Here is a 13494-nt window from a genome sequence, read left to right as displayed (position 1 = left end):
TCGGCACAGGCCGCTGCCTGCCTGGCACCGGCCTGGCGGGCTTCGTCGACCAGCTCAGTGGCTCTTTCGCGATCCGGGATGCTGGTCATTTGTCCTCGTCCCCCCAGATCGCGGCCGCTTTTTTTCGGTTCATCGCGCATTACCGGGGTAAGCGGCTCGGATCTTGAGGAAGAAGTACTCGTCATCCCGGAAGCCGTAGGCCATTCGCTTGATGACCTTGATCTTGTTGTTGATGCCCTCGATGAGGCTCGTGTGTAGCGGGAACTCGGCATGGGCGAGGATGCCCGGCACGAAGGCCTTGATGCGCTCGGCAAAGCGGCGGATGGCGGCAACGCCGGACTCCATGGCGCGCTGGTACCACTCTTCCCAGAAGCCTCTCGCCTCGTCGGGGTCTCGGTGGCTCCACAAGGCCTTGAGATCCTCTCGGAGCATGTAGGCGATCATCAGCGGTGTGTTCGCATCGAAGAGCTCCTGGAGACGCACACGCTGGGCGCGGCTGGTGTTGCGCGGTGAGCGCAGCAGCAGCCACTTTGAGGCCTTGACGACTTTGCGCGCCGCCTTGTCATGTCGCAGGGCATTGGCCTGGTCGACGCGGACACGGTCGACGACCTCGCGGCTGTACTTGGCGATGACATGGAAGAGATCGTAGACGATGCGGGCGTTCGGACAGTGCTTCTCAACCTCGAGGGTGAAGGCCGGGTGCATGTCCATCACGGCCGCCTCGATGCGCTCGCACTGCTCGGGGCCGAGCTGCTCGAAGAACTTGCGTACCGCCGCGCGATCCCGACCGGGGCCAACCCAGAGAACGCGCTTGCGGATCGGGTCCACAACCACCGTTGCATAGCGATGGCCCTTGTGCAGCGCGAACTCGTCCATGCCAATGACCCGCACATCCGAGAAGTCAGCGGGGTCGAGCCGCGCCTTGAGCGCGCGCTTGTCGATGCGCTTCACCGTATGCCAATGCAACCGATAGAACTTCGCCACGTGCTGGATGCTGAGCTGGCTGCACAGATAGATCACCGACTCGGCGAGCCGGTTGGTGACCCGCTGCTGATCGGCGAGCCAGTCGATGCGCATGCGCTTTGGCCCGCCGCAGTGCTCGCACCAGACGCGGTAGATGGTGATCTCGAGATAGGTAATGGCATCGAACAGTGGCAGATCGCGGACCGTGCGCTGGACATGCTCGTGGACGCGCTCGCACGCCCGGCCGCAGCAGTTGCAGTATAGCGGAACCCCTTCTCTGGGCTTGAGCGAGACGTGGATCTCATCGGGATCGCCCTCCCGGCGCTCCACGCCGGTGACCTCAAAGCCCTCCCACTCACCGAGTGCATCGAGCAGTGCCTGACCCTGGTCCATAACCCGTCCTCCATCACCTGTGACAGGTCAGAGACTAGGCCATTACCCCACTGATGTGCGAAGAACCCGAAAAAAGCCCGGCCATCCGGCCGGGCTTTTTCATGGGCGCCGGACGCATCCGGCGACAGGGGATCGACGGTTATTCCCCCTTGGCCGCCTTGAGCGCCCGGCGATGGGCGTGCAGCAGCGGTTCAGTATAGCCACTGGGCTGCTCACGGCCCTTGAACACCAGATCGCAGGCCGCCTGGAAGGCGATGCCGTCGAAACCGGGAGCCATCGGTGTATACGTGGGGTCGTCCGCGTTCTGCCGGTCCACGACGGCGGCCATGCGCTTCATGGCATCCATCACCTGCGCTTCACTCACGATCCCATGATGCAGCCAGTTAGCGATGTGCTGACTGGAGATCCGCAATGTCGCGCGGTCCTCCATCAGGCCGATGTCGTTGATGTCCGGCACCTTCGAGCAACCGATACCCTGGTCGATCCAGCGGACCACGTAACCGAGAATACCCTGACAGTTGTTCTCCAGCTCCTCACGGATTTCGGTCTCGGTCCAATCCGTATCCTCGGCCACCGGAATCGTCAGCAGATCATCGATGCTCGCCCGTGACTGACCGGCGAGCTCCGCCTGCCGCTCGCGCACGTCGACCTGATGGTAGTGCGTGGCATGCAGGGTGGCCGCGGTGGGTGACGGCACCCAGGCGCAGTTGGCGCCGGCGCGTGGATGCCCGATCTTCGCCTCGAGCATGTCGGCCATTCGATCGGGCATGGGCCACATGCCCTTGCCGATCTGCGCATGACCGGGGAGTCCGCAGGCAAGGCCGTTGTCCACGTTCCAGTCCTCGTAGGCGTTGAGCCAGCGCGACTGCTTCATGGCCGCCTTCCGGATCATCGGGCCGGCTTCCATGCTGGTGTGGATTTCATCGCCGGTGCGATCGAGGAAGCCGGTGTTGATGAAGATAAGCCGTTCCCGGGCCTCGCGGATGCAGGCCTTGAGGTTGAGCGTAGTGCGGCGCTCCTCGTCCATCACGCCGACCTTCAGGGTATTCTCCGGCAGGCCGAGGATCTGCTCGACCCGGGCGAACAGCTCGACCGTCAGCGCCACCTCCTCGGGACCATGCATCTTCGGCTTTACGATGTAGACACTGCCCGTGCGGCTGTTCCCTCCCTCGCGCTGAAGGTCGTGCATCGCAATGAGCGAGGTGCAGAGCGCATCGAGAAAGCCCTCGGGAATCTCGTTGCCGTCGGCATCCAGCACCGCCGGCGTTGTCATCAGATGGCCGACGTTGCGGACCAGCATCAGGCTTCGGCCATGCAGCGTCAGCGGATGACCGTCGGCGCCGGTGTAATGGCGATCGGGGTTGAGAGTGCGAACCACTTCCCGTCCCTGCTTGTGGAAGCGCTCCTCCAGATCACCGCGCATCAGGCCCAGCCAGTTGGCGTAGACGAGGGTCTTGTCCTCGCCATCCACCGCAGCCACTGAATCCTCACAGTCCTGAATGGCGGTCAGCGCCGACTCCAGGATGACGTCGCGGACGCCCGCCGGATGGTTCCTGCCGATGGGATCCTCGGCATCGATGCTGATCTCCGCATGCAGCCCATGGCGTCGCAGCAGAATGCCCGACGGCGCGGCGGCATCACCCGAAAAGCCCGCGAACTGCTCGCTGTCGGCAAGGCCCGTCTCTCCCCCATCGGCGAGGGTCACACGGAGTGTGCAGGCCGGATCACCCGCCTCTACCCAATAGGCGCTGACATCTGCGTGCGATCCGGCCGCCAGCGGAAAGCTGGCATCCAGAAACGCGGCGGCCCAGGCCACGACATGCCGGGCACGCTCGGCGTTGAACCCCGGCCCGCGCTCCAGCCCCTCGGTCTCGGGGATGACGTCCGTGCCGTAGAGGGCGTCGTAGAGGCTGCCCCAGCGGGCATTGGCGGCGTTGAGGGCATAACGCGCGTTATTGACCGGGACCACCAGCTGGGGGCCCGCGACTTCGGCAATCTCGGCATCGACATTGGCCGTGGAGATCCGGAAATCCTCGGCCTCGGGCTGGAGATAGCCGATTTCCTCGAGGTGGCTCCGGTAAGCGGGGTCAAGATGCCGGCCCGGATTGTCACGATGCCACTGATCGATCTGGGCCTGCAGCGTCTCCCGGCGCTCGAGCAGTGCCTGATTCCGCGGCCCCAGTTCGGCGACGATGTCCGCCAGGCCCTGCCAGAAGGCCTGCTCTTCCACGCCGGTCCCGGCAATCGCTTCCCTGCCGATCAGTTCATAAAGTGGCTTCGCCACTTGCAAACCTGCCACCTGCACGCGCTCCGTCATTACCTCATCCTCGTCATGATGTTTGTGAAATGCGTTATTTATTTCCGGGTCGCTAAAATAAACCAGCGAGCCCCCTTCTTAAAGGCGAGCCGGCGGCATGACTGTTATCATTGCGGATTTATTGCGGAGCGGACGCCATGAGCGATCAACACTTCGACACCCTTGTGCTCGGCAGCGGGCCGGCGGGCGAAGGCGCCGCCATGAAACTCGCCAAGGGCGGTCAGCGCGTCGCCATGATCGAGCGCCATCGCGAGGTGGGCGGCGGCTGCACCCACTGGGGCACCATTCCCTCCAAGGCACTGCGTCACAACGTCCGGCGACTGATGGAATACAACAGTTCTCCGCTCTTCCGTGAGGCCGGCGAACCGAGGCACCTGTCGTTCCCGACCATGCTGCGCCATGCCCGGCAGGTCATCGAGCAGCAGGTGGGGCTGCGCAGCCGCTTCTATCTCAGGAACGATGTCCCCGTACGGCAGGGTGAAGCCCGCTTCCTGGATGCCCACACCCTCGAACTCACCGGCCCGGACGGGCGAGCCAGCCGGCTCAGCGCCGAGCATTTCCTGATCGCCACCGGCTCCCGGCCCTATCGCCCGGCCGACGTGGACTTCGATCATGACCGTATCCGCGACAGTGACCAGATCCTGGAACTGGATCACACCCCGCGCAGCGTCATCATCTATGGCGCCGGTGTCATCGGCAGCGAATACGCATCGATCTTCCGCGGGCTCGGAGTCAAGGTGGACCTGATCAACACCCGCGACCGAATGCTCGCGTTCCTCGATGACGAAATCTCCGATGCCATTTCCTATCATCTGCGCGAGCATGGTGTGCTGATCCGGCACCGCGAGGAGTACGAGAGCATCCAGGCCGATGATGCGGGCGTAACGCTGGCACTCAAGTCGGGGAAGCGCCTCCGCGGCGATCTGCTGCTCTGGGCCAATGGCCGCACCGGCAACACCGATGGCATGGGCCTGGAGGCGCTGGACATCATGCCCAACAGCCGGGGACAGATCGAGGTCAACGAGGACTTCCAGACCGCCCAGCCGCATATCTACGCGGTGGGCGATGTGATCGGCTACCCCAGCCTGGCGAGCGCGGCCTACGATCAGGGACGCTACGCCGCCACGCACATGCTCGAAGGGGATTGCGACTACCGTCTGGCGCACGATGTGCCGACGGGCATCTATACGATCCCCGAGATCAGCTCCGTGGGCCGGACCGAACGGGAACTGACCGACGAGCGGGTGCCCTATGAAGTGGGCCACGCCTTTTTCAAGGACCTGGCGCGGGCCCAGATCTCCGGGCAGACGGTGGGCATGCTGAAGATTCTCTTCCATGCCGAGACCCTCGAGCTGCTTGGCATCCACTGCTTCGGCGACCAGGCCGCGGAGATCGTCCACATCGGCCAGGCCATCATGGCTCAGCCGGCGCCGGGTAATACGCTGCGTTATTTCATGAACACCACATTCAACTACCCGACCATGGCGGAGGGCTACCGGGTGGCGGCGCTCAACGGCTACAACCGGGTGAGCTGAGCGACACGCATGGCCCGGGAACGCATCGATCTGCCCGAAAACCTGCCATACCGCCACTCGCTGATCATCCGGGTCACCGACATCAACCATGGCGGGCATATGGGCAATGAACGCGTTCTGATGTACTGCCAGGAGGCACGTGCTGCCTGGCTGGCATCGCTCGGTCTGGGCGAGGGCGACGTGGGCGGCGTGGGACTGGTGGTGGCGGATGCCACCATCAGGTTCCGGGCGGAGGGCTTCGCGGGAGACTGCCTGGATATCGACATCGGTGCCGCGGCATTCCATCGGCGGGGCTGCGACTTCTTCTACCGATTGACCAGGCGGGCGGATTGCCGGGAAATCGCCCGCGCCCGGACCGGCATCATCTGCTTCGACTACCAGCGCCGCCGACCGGCGGATGCACCGCCGCGGTTCCGCGAGCAACTGGGCGACTGAACCGCGACCGTAATGCGCCGGCAATCATCCTGGTCTAACCTCGGAGGATAGCCAGAAGGATAGAGCGCAATGGAAGCCGACGATCTCAACCAGCCCGCCCTGTATCTCAACCGCCAGCTCAGCCTGCTGGAGTTCAATCGCCGTGTGCTGGCGCAGGCGGCCGACACGACCAACCCCCTGCTGGAGCGTCTGAAGTTTCTCTGCATTGCCAGCTCCAACATGGACGAGTTCTTCGAGATCCGGGTGGCCGGTCTGCGGCAGGCCCGCGAGATGGGCGTCGGTCAGAGCGGCCCGGATAACCGCACACCGCAGCAGGTACTGCGGGAGATCAGCGAGCGGGCCCACGCCATCGTCGAAGAGCAGTACCGCCTGCTCAACGATGAGGTCACCCCGGCCCTCGCCGGGGCCGGCATCCGCTTCCTGCGTCGCAACGAATGGACCGCCGATCAGCAGAACTGGATCCGGGGCTATTTCGAGACGGAACTCCTTCCCATCCTGAGCCCCCTCGGCCTGGACCCGGCCCATCCGTTTCCGCAGGTGCTCAACAAGAGCCTGAATTTCATCGTCTCGCTGGAGGGCAAGGATGCCTTCGGCCGCAGCAGCGGCATGGCCGTGGTCCAGGCCCCGCGGGCGCTGCCCCGGATCATCCAGCTGCCTGCGGAGCTGGATGGCAGCGCCCCCTACGACTTCGTCTTCCTGTCGTCGATCATCCATGCCCATGTCACCGACCTCTTTCCGGGCATGAACGCCACCGGCTGCTACCAGTTCCGGGTCACGCGCAACTCCGACCTCTACGTCGACGAGGAAGAAGTGGACGACCTCCTGCGGGCGATGGAGGGGGAGTTGCCCTCGCGACGCTACGGCGACGCGGTCCGCCTCGAGGTGGCGGCCAACTGCCCAGAACACATGGCGAGCTTTCTGCTCGAGGAATTCGAGCTCGAGCCCGAGGCCCTCTATCAGGTCAACGGACCGGTCAACCTGAACCGTCTGCTGGCGGTCTGCGATCTGGTCGACCGGCCGGACCTGAAATACCCGGGCTTTACCCCCGGGCTGCCCACCGAACTCAGCCATGGCGGCGATATCTTCAAGGTCATGCGTCGGCGCGACGTCCTGCTGCATCACCCGTTCGAGTCATTCGCGCCGGTCGTCGAGCTGCTGCGTCAGGCGGCACAGGATCCGGATGTACTGGCCGTCAAGCAGACCCTGTACCGGACCGGCCCCGACTCGGCGGTTGTGGATCATCTGGTGGCAGCGGCCCGGGCGGGCAAGGAAGTCACGGTTGTCGTGGAACTGCGCGCCCGCTTCGACGAGGCGGCCAATATCGGCCTGGCCAACCGCCTGCAGGAAGCCGGTGCCCATGTCGTCTATGGCGTGGTGGGCCACAAGACCCATGCCAAAATGATGCTGGTGGTCCGTCGGGAGGGCCGTCGCCTGCGCCATTACGTGCATCTCGGCACGGGCAACTACCACTCGCGTACCGCCCGGCTCTATACCGACTACGGTCTGCTCACCGCCAATGGCGCCATCGGCGAGGATGTCCACCGCGTTTTCCTGCAGCTGACCAGCCTGGGCAAGGTCTCGGCCCTCAGCCATCTACTGGAGTCACCGTTCACGCTGCATCCCGGCATGATCGAGAAGATCGGTCGTGAACAGGTCCATGCCGAGGCAGGCCGCGGCGGGCAGATCATCATAAAGGTCAACTCGCTGGTGGAACCCAAGGTGATCCGCGCACTCTATGCCGCCTCGCAGGCCGGTGTGCAGATCGACCTGATCGTGCGTGGCATGTGCTGCCTGCGGCCGGGCGTGCCCGGCGTGAGCGACAATATCCGCGTGCGCTCGATCATCGGCCGATTCCTGGAGCACACCCGGGTGTTCTATTTCGCCAACGGCGGCGACCCAGAGATTTTCTGCAGTTCCGCGGACTGGATGGAACGCAACTTCTTCCGGCGAGTGGAAACCGCCTTCCCGTTACTCGAAAGCGAACTCCGCGATCGGGTCATCGCGGACCTGCAGACCTATCTCGCCGACAACACCCAGGCCTGGCTTCTGGACGCCGAAGGCGAGTACCACCGGCTCGTACCGGGCGAAGCCGAGGAAGCCGTCAGCGCCCAGACAGCCCTGCTGGAAGGCTATGGCGAGGGCAGCTGATCAGGACCGCTCGACATGGAGGCGAAGGCCGGCGGTGTCCAGATAGGCGGCCTCCTCGCCCAGATCCGCTTCCACCAGTGCATGGTCGTCGAGCCAGCGGGCCGGGAACGCGAGGGTGAGTTTGCGGCCGGCGGCGCGCAGGTCAACCGCCGGCAGCGGCTCGTCGCTACGCGCACGGTGCAGCCCTACCGCAATGCGCAGGAGCACCGCGAGCCGCATGGCCGGTTTCTGCCAGTCCTCCGGAAGATCACGAAAGGCACTTCGGGGGAATTTGCGCCGATGGGCACGGACCAGCGTCGCGAGGACCAGCTGCTCTTCGCGTGAAAAGCCGGCCAGATCGCTGTGACGGACGATGTACTCGCCATGCTTGTGATACTGGCTGTGGGAGATATCCAGACCGATCTCGTGGACCTGCGCCGCCCAGCCCAGCATATCCCGGACCGTATCCCCGTCCAGTGACCAGTCCCGGGCCACCTCGGCACGCAGGTACTCCGCGAGGGTGGCCACACGACGGGCCTGATCGGCGTCGGCATGATAGCGCCGTGCCATGGCGAGAATGCTCGCACTGCGCACGTCCTCGTGGCGGATGCGACCGATCAGATCAAATAGCAGCCCCTCACGCAGGGCGCCGTCCGCGGCCTCCATGCGGGTCAGCCCGAGCTGGCGGAAGGCGCCCATGAGGACCGCGAATCCGCCGGGCAGGACTTCGGCCCGGTCCGCATTGACGCCATCAAGCTTGATACGGTCCACGTGTCCGGCCTTGACCAGGGTCCGGCGCAGGCGATCCAGACCGGACCGATCGATCCCGTTATCAGTCCAGCCGTTGGTCCGCAGGCATCGTTCGATCGCGCGGATGGTGCCGGACGCTCCGATGGCCCGATCCCAGCCCAGGCGTCGGTAGCGGTCGGCGATCGGTTCGAGCTCCCGACGGGCGGCGATCTCGGCCTTACGAAGGCGCTCTTCAGTGATTGCACCGTCAGGGAAATGCCGACGGGTGGCGCTCACGCAACCCATATGGAGGCTTTCCATCTCGCGCGGGATGAAATGCTCGCCGATGATGAACTCGGTACTGCCACCGCCGATATCCATGACCAGCCGGCGGTCCTCGTCATCGGCGATGCTGTGGGCCACCCCCAGGTAGATGAGGCGCGCCTCCTCATAACCCGAGACGATCTGGATGGGATTACCCAGGGCCGCTTCGGCCTCCCGCAGGAAGCCGCGCGCGTTGCGGGACTGTCGCAGCGTGTTGGTCCCCACCGCGCGCACCGAGCCCGCCGGCAATTCCCTGACACGCTGTCCGAAACGCTCAAGGCAGCCCAGGGCCCGCGCGCGGGCCTCTCTGGAGAGCCGTTTGTCGGCGTCGAGACCAGCGGCGAGGCGAACCGACTCGCGAAGCTTGTCGACCATCCTGAGCCCGTTGTCCTCGGGTCGGGCGATAATCATGTGGAAACTGTTCGATCCCAGATCGACGGCCGCCACCTCCGCCGCCTCGTTCGCAGGCATCCTACTGCCGGCGTCCTTGCTGCCCATCGGCTCCCTCTCCTCAGGTCTCGGCCGACTCGCTGTCGGCACGTGCCCGCTCAATGACCTGCCAGATATCCTGATCCGATTCCAGAACCGCACTGATCCCCATGGTGCACCGCATCCGCTGGCGTGCCGGCAACTGCGGAAACCGCTGACCCTGGACGCATTCGGTCAGCCGGCCGCCCAGCTGACGGGCGTCCTCCTCCGGCGTATCCGGCAGGACAATCAGGAATTCCTCGCCACCGTAACGGCCAAGACCATCAATGTCGCGGACACAGCGGCGGAAACGCCGGGCCACTTCACGCAGGATTTCATCGCCGGTGCGATGGCCGAATTCCCGGTTGATGCGCTTGAACTGACGCAGATCCAGCAGCAACACCGAGAGGGGCTGCCCCAGCCGCTCCGCGCGCTGCCTCTCCTGGTCAAGGAAGGCAATGATGGCGCTGCGGTTGCTGATGCCGGTGAGGGGATCAAGCACCCGCAGATCATGCACCTCCTCGCGGGCACGCTGCAGGTCGATCTGGCGTTCCCGGAGCAGCCGACGCAGACGGCTGATATGGCTGGCGAAGAACCCCCCGCATGGCACCAGCGTGCTGAGCGCCACCAGATGGAGCAACTCGACCTGGGCGTTGAAGTCTTCCGGTCTTTGCTGCCATACCGCCCCCACGGCGATGGCATAGCAGAGCAGCGCAAAGCCGCCCAGAGCCGTGAACTGGCGGGCATTGAGTCGCAGCACCCCGAACATCAGCAGCACCAGGAACAGCAGCAGCAGACCACCGCGGCCGCCATCGAGCAGATACATGGTCAGTCCCATGATCAGGCAGACCAGGAACATCTGGACGCCGGTCAGGCTGGGATCGCCAAAACGCTCGTTGCGGCCACTGCGCAACAGGGCGTAAAGCCCTGCGTTGACCAGCAGGATCACCAGGCTCAGGAGCTGCCATTCCTGGCTCGATAGCAGCCCCTGTCGGACGTACAGCCCCATCAGCGCCACGGTGAGTGCATAGACGGTGGCCGCCAGAAGGAAACGACGGACGCGCAGCGACTGGCGTGGGTCTTCGGTGGGCAGCAACGGCCCCAGTGAGGCGTTCACTGATCAGACTCCATCTCGGAGAGCTGGATATCAAGCGCCGTCACGGATATCCAGATCTCGCGCACGGAGAGGGCCAGCGACAGCATCATGAGCACGAGGCTGGCGCCGAAAAGCCAGCGGGCCGCGACGACCATTCCACCGAAGATGAGGAACATGCTCGCCACACAGAAAAGAAGACTGGCGGCGCCGCTGGCCTGCATGTACTGGATCAGATGGACCCGACGACGAAGGTTGTCGATCTGCGCCAGCAGACTGTGGCGCTGGGTGCTCGAGTACTGGGCCTGGAGGTCCCGGATGAGGGAGGCGAGGGCCAGGAAGCGGTTGGTATAGGCAAGCAGAAGCAGGGAGACGGCCGGGAACAGCAGCGACGGTGTCCCCAGCGTCAGATCCATGCCCCCGGTGCCCCCTGCCCGGCCCTTCAGCGGGTCATCTGGCCCGAACCGGAACCACCGCGGCCGGCCATCTCCGAGCGCAGTGTCTCGAACCGATCGATCATCTCCGGCACATCGGCGTTCTGCTCGGTCATGGCGCTGACAAGGTCGTCCTGCAGCTCGAGCTGGGAATTCTTGATCCGCTCATCCTGCATGGCGGCCCGACGTGCATCGAGGAGTGCCTGGCGGGTACTCTGATACTCCTCCATGAGGCCGGCGCGCTGTTCCTCAGCCACCTCGCCGCCGCGCAGTTCGCGGGCAATGTCCTGCAGGCGCTTGACGTCCTCGCGCGGGTCAACACCCTCGTCGCGCATGCGCGACATCATTTGATCCTGAAGCACCTGCTGGCGCTCCTGCAGTCCCGGGTTCTCCTCCATGGCCTGCTGGCGGATGGAGCTGAGCGTCTGCTGCAGTTGCTGCAGTTCCTGCTGCTGTGCGCCTGGCTGCCCCCCGGTATTCTGCGCCTGCACGCCACCGGAGAGTGCGGCGACGCAGACCAGCGCCGTGAAGATGCGCATTGCCTGGCTGCGCAGCTTACCTTTCAACATGACATTCTCCATCCGCTAGGGGCTTGATTTGACGAAATGGCACGGTACCAGCCCGCCAAGGTTGCATGTCAACAATACCGGATGCGGTGGCTTGGTTATACTGGGTCAATGAATATCATTGACCGCCTGCCACCTTTCTCGCGGACATACGACCATGCGCGCCACGCCTACAGTTCGCGGGTCGTTTTCCTCGAGCAATGGCCGGCGGCGCTGACGCCACCGACCCATCCCGCAGAACCGTGGAACCCGGGACCCGATGACTATCTCGACGCCTATCACCGCGTGGGCAATCCCTGGCTGTGGTACGGCCGACTGGAAATGGGCGGGGCCCGCATCGCCGCCGATCTCGCGGATTCTGCGCGGCAATGCTGGCGGATTGATGCCGATGGCGGATTCGCCGGCTTTTGTGAACTGGTCTATCGCAGTCCGCTCGACGCGGAAATCCTGCACTTTGGCCTGATACCGGCTGTTCGGGGCCAGGGACTGGGCGGACGGCTGATGCGGACCGCCCTCGCCGGCGCCCTGTCGATGGGCGCCAGACGCGTCTGGTTGCATACCTGCAGCGAAGATTCGGCGGAGGCGGTGGGCTTCTACCAGCACGCTGGATTCCGGATCTTCGGAACGCGCCTCGAATGGGTCACCGATCCTCGACGCCGCGGGCTCCTGCCGGCGACCGCCGGAGAGGGGACGCGACTACCCTGGTCCGGCGAGGCAGCGGCTGCCTCTAGCGAGGCTGGAGATGCCGGTTCAGGCGTCGCTCGACCAGGCGGAAGCCGCCAAGGATGAGGAAGGCCAGCACCACGTAGAGCAGACCGGCGGCGAGAAACAGCTCTACCGGGGTGTAGGTTCGCGCGATGATGGTGCGTGCGACTCCGGTCAGATCCATCAGGGTGATGGTGCTCGCAAGGGCACTGCCCTTGAGCATGAGGATGACCTCGTTGCTGTATGCCGGCAGAGCGATGCGAAATGCCCGGGGCAGCCGGATACGCCGCCAGATGAGCGCGGGGCTCATGCCGACCGCCTCCGCTGCCTCGACCTCCCCGCGTGGCACCGACTGGATGGCGCCCCGGAGGATTTCCGCTGTGTAGGCGGAGGTATTCAGGGTAAAGGCGATGATGGCGCACCAGTACGCCTCGCGAAGATAGGGCCAGAGCACCGAGTCACGGACGGCCTCGAACTGGCCCAGCCCGTAGTAGACGAGATAGATCTGCACCAGCAGCGGGGTCCCGCGGAAGAAGTAGATGTGCGCCAGGGGCAGCGCCCGCAGCCAGGGGCGTGGCGACACCCTCGCCATGGCCATGGGTACCGCCAGCAATACGCCGAAGACCCCCGAGATCACCACCAGCTCCAGGGTGACCAGGGCGCCCTCGGCCAGTGCCGGCAGGCTCTCAATCATTACCTGCCAGTTCATCCGCCAAGCGTCCTCATGCCGTGTGTCGTGCGACGCTCGAGCCAGTGGATGCCCAATGTCGCCACCGCGGTAAGACCCAGGTAGATGAAGGCGGCCGCGAGGTAAAAGGTGAACGGCTGCTTGCTGTAGCCCACGGCGATCGCGGTTTCGCGCATGAGGTCCTCAAGGCCGATCACCGAGACCAGGGCGGTGTCCTTGAGCAGGGCGAGGAAGATATTGCCGCTCGCCGGCAGCGCCACCCGCCAGACCTGGGGCAGGACAATGCGGCGAAAAATCCGCAGGCGTCCCATGCCCAGCGCCATGCCCGCCTCGGTATGCCCTCTGGGAATGGTGGCCAGCGCACCCCGGAACACCTCGGTCATGTAAGCGCCATAGTTGAACGCCAGCGCGATGACACCGGCGACAAACGGCGAGAGCTCGATGTATTGCGTGTAACCGAAAGCCGAGGCGGTCTGGTTGATGACCATCGCCGCCCCGAAATAGACCAGCAGGATCACGAGAAGCTCGGGCAGGCCCCGCACCATCCCGGTGTAGGCCGTACCGAGCCAGCGCAGGGGGGCCAGCCCCGAGGTCTTGGCACTGGCCCCGAGCAGACCAAGGACCACGGCACAGGCCATACTGGCCAGCGCCAGCTGCACCGTGATCCAGGTGCCCGAGGCGAGCTGCGCGCCAAATCCCTGGAGATCCATGCGCAGC

General features: G+C 64.8%; 12 protein-coding genes. 4 read left to right on the top strand and 8 right to left on the bottom strand.

What is annotated here, in order from left to right; translation table 11 throughout:
• Positions 1–129: 129 nt before the first annotated feature.
• Together V6X63_RS07740 and V6X63_RS07735 are read right to left on the bottom strand one after the other, a co-directional pair.
• Positions 130–1356, bottom strand: coding sequence for an ISL3 family transposase (locus V6X63_RS07740; protein ID WP_367978549.1), 1227 nt, complete (start codon positions 1354–1356; stop codon positions 130–132).
• 139 nt (positions 1357–1495) lie between these two features.
• Positions 1496–3673, bottom strand: coding sequence for a malate synthase G (locus tag V6X63_RS07735; RefSeq protein ID WP_367966200.1), 2178 nt, complete (start codon positions 3671–3673; stop codon positions 1496–1498).
• Between the two features lie 137 nt (positions 3674–3810).
• Here V6X63_RS07735 and sthA point away from each other — a divergent pair, with 137 nt between their 5' ends.
• The 3 genes from sthA (at position 3811) to ppk1 (ending at position 7791) form a co-directional block, all read left to right on the top strand.
• A complete protein-coding gene (gene sthA, locus V6X63_RS07730) occupies positions 3811–5208 on the top strand; it encodes a Si-specific NAD(P)(+) transhydrogenase (RefSeq protein ID WP_367966199.1) in 1398 nt (465 codons plus the stop codon).
• A gap of 9 nt (positions 5209–5217) precedes the next feature.
• Positions 5218–5643 carry an acyl-CoA thioesterase gene (locus tag V6X63_RS07725; protein ID WP_367966198.1) on the top strand — a complete coding sequence of 142 codons (426 nt, stop codon included), beginning with the start codon at positions 5218–5220 and terminating at the stop codon, positions 5641–5643.
• A gap of 69 nt (positions 5644–5712) precedes the next feature.
• Entirely contained in the window at positions 5713–7791 is a 2079-nt protein-coding gene (ppk1, locus tag V6X63_RS07720; protein ID WP_367978548.1) for a polyphosphate kinase 1, read from the top strand.
• Here the strand turns inward: ppk1 and ppx are convergent, their stop codons facing one another.
• From ppx to V6X63_RS07700, 4 genes are read right to left on the bottom strand one after another with little or no spacing between them, the layout of a single operon-like run.
• The gene (gene ppx, locus V6X63_RS07715) at positions 7792–9321 is read right to left on the bottom strand and encodes an exopolyphosphatase (protein WP_367978547.1); all 1530 of its coding nucleotides are present in this window, start codon (positions 9319–9321) and stop codon (positions 7792–7794) included. It lies immediately after the preceding gene.
• Positions 9322–9334: 13 nt separating this feature from the next.
• Complete coding sequence (locus V6X63_RS07710) at positions 9335–10408, bottom strand: GGDEF domain-containing protein (RefSeq protein WP_367966195.1); 1074 nt, start codon at positions 10406–10408, stop codon at positions 9335–9337.
• A complete protein-coding gene (locus V6X63_RS07705) occupies positions 10405–10800 on the bottom strand; it encodes a DUF2721 domain-containing protein (protein ID WP_367966194.1) in 396 nt (131 codons plus the stop codon). Before V6X63_RS07705 ends, V6X63_RS07710 begins: the two co-directional genes overlap by 4 nt.
• 26 nt (positions 10801–10826) lie before the next feature.
• Positions 10827–11387, bottom strand: coding sequence for a hypothetical protein (locus V6X63_RS07700; protein ID WP_367966193.1), 561 nt, complete (start codon positions 11385–11387; stop codon positions 10827–10829).
• A gap of 108 nt (positions 11388–11495) precedes the next feature.
• On the opposite strand from V6X63_RS07700, the gene V6X63_RS07695 reads away from it, so the two are divergent.
• Positions 11496–12173, top strand: a complete 678-nt coding sequence (locus tag V6X63_RS07695; RefSeq protein WP_367966192.1) for a GNAT family N-acetyltransferase — start codon at positions 11496–11498, stop codon at positions 12171–12173.
• Here the strand turns inward: V6X63_RS07695 and V6X63_RS07690 are convergent.
• Together V6X63_RS07690 and V6X63_RS07685 are read right to left on the bottom strand one after the other, a co-directional pair.
• The gene (locus tag V6X63_RS07690; RefSeq protein ID WP_367966191.1) at positions 12112–12798 is read right to left on the bottom strand and encodes an ABC transporter permease; all 687 of its coding nucleotides are present in this window, start codon (positions 12796–12798) and stop codon (positions 12112–12114) included. The genes V6X63_RS07695 and V6X63_RS07690 overlap by 62 nt on opposite strands.
• A complete protein-coding gene (locus V6X63_RS07685; RefSeq protein ID WP_367966190.1) occupies positions 12795–13487 on the bottom strand; it encodes an ABC transporter permease in 693 nt (230 codons plus the stop codon). Before V6X63_RS07685 ends, V6X63_RS07690 begins: the two co-directional genes overlap by 4 nt.
• Between the last annotated feature and the right edge of the window lie 7 nt (positions 13488–13494).

The sequence above is a fragment of the Spiribacter onubensis genome (genome assembly GCF_040838425.1).
GTDB classification, from domain to species: Bacteria; Pseudomonadota; Gammaproteobacteria; order Nitrococcales; family Nitrococcaceae; genus Spiribacter; species Spiribacter onubensis.
This window is presented reverse-complemented; position numbering and strand designations above follow the sequence as displayed.

What these genes read in the sequence shown, in the direction of transcription:
- V6X63_RS07740 (WP_367978549.1), bottom strand. Translation starts at nt 1,356, where the DNA reads ATGGACCAGGGTCAGGCACTGCTCGATGCACTCGGTGAGTGGGAGGGC.
- V6X63_RS07735 (WP_367966200.1), bottom strand. Translation starts at nt 3,673, where the DNA reads ATGACGGAGCGCGTGCAGGTGGCAGGTTTGCAAGTGGCGAAGCCACTT.
- sthA (WP_367966199.1), top strand. Translation starts at nt 3,811, where the DNA reads ATGAGCGATCAACACTTCGACACCCTTGTGCTCGGCAGCGGGCCGGCG.
- V6X63_RS07725 (WP_367966198.1), top strand. Translation starts at nt 5,218, where the DNA reads ATGGCCCGGGAACGCATCGATCTGCCCGAAAACCTGCCATACCGCCAC.
- ppk1 (WP_367978548.1), top strand. Translation starts at nt 5,713, where the DNA reads ATGGAAGCCGACGATCTCAACCAGCCCGCCCTGTATCTCAACCGCCAG.
- ppx (WP_367978547.1), bottom strand. Translation starts at nt 9,321, where the DNA reads ATGGGCAGCAAGGACGCCGGCAGTAGGATGCCTGCGAACGAGGCGGCG.
- V6X63_RS07705 (WP_367966194.1), bottom strand. Translation starts at nt 10,800, where the DNA reads ATGGATCTGACGCTGGGGACACCGTCGCTGCTGTTCCCGGCCGTCTCC.
- V6X63_RS07700 (WP_367966193.1), bottom strand. Translation starts at nt 11,387, where the DNA reads ATGTTGAAAGGTAAGCTGCGCAGCCAGGCAATGCGCATCTTCACGGCG.
- V6X63_RS07695 (WP_367966192.1), top strand. Translation starts at nt 11,496, where the DNA reads ATGAATATCATTGACCGCCTGCCACCTTTCTCGCGGACATACGACCAT.
- V6X63_RS07690 (WP_367966191.1), bottom strand. Translation starts at nt 12,798, where the DNA reads ATGAACTGGCAGGTAATGATTGAGAGCCTGCCGGCACTGGCCGAGGGC.
- V6X63_RS07685 (WP_367966190.1), bottom strand. Translation starts at nt 13,487, where the DNA reads ATGGATCTCCAGGGATTTGGCGCGCAGCTCGCCTCGGGCACCTGGATC.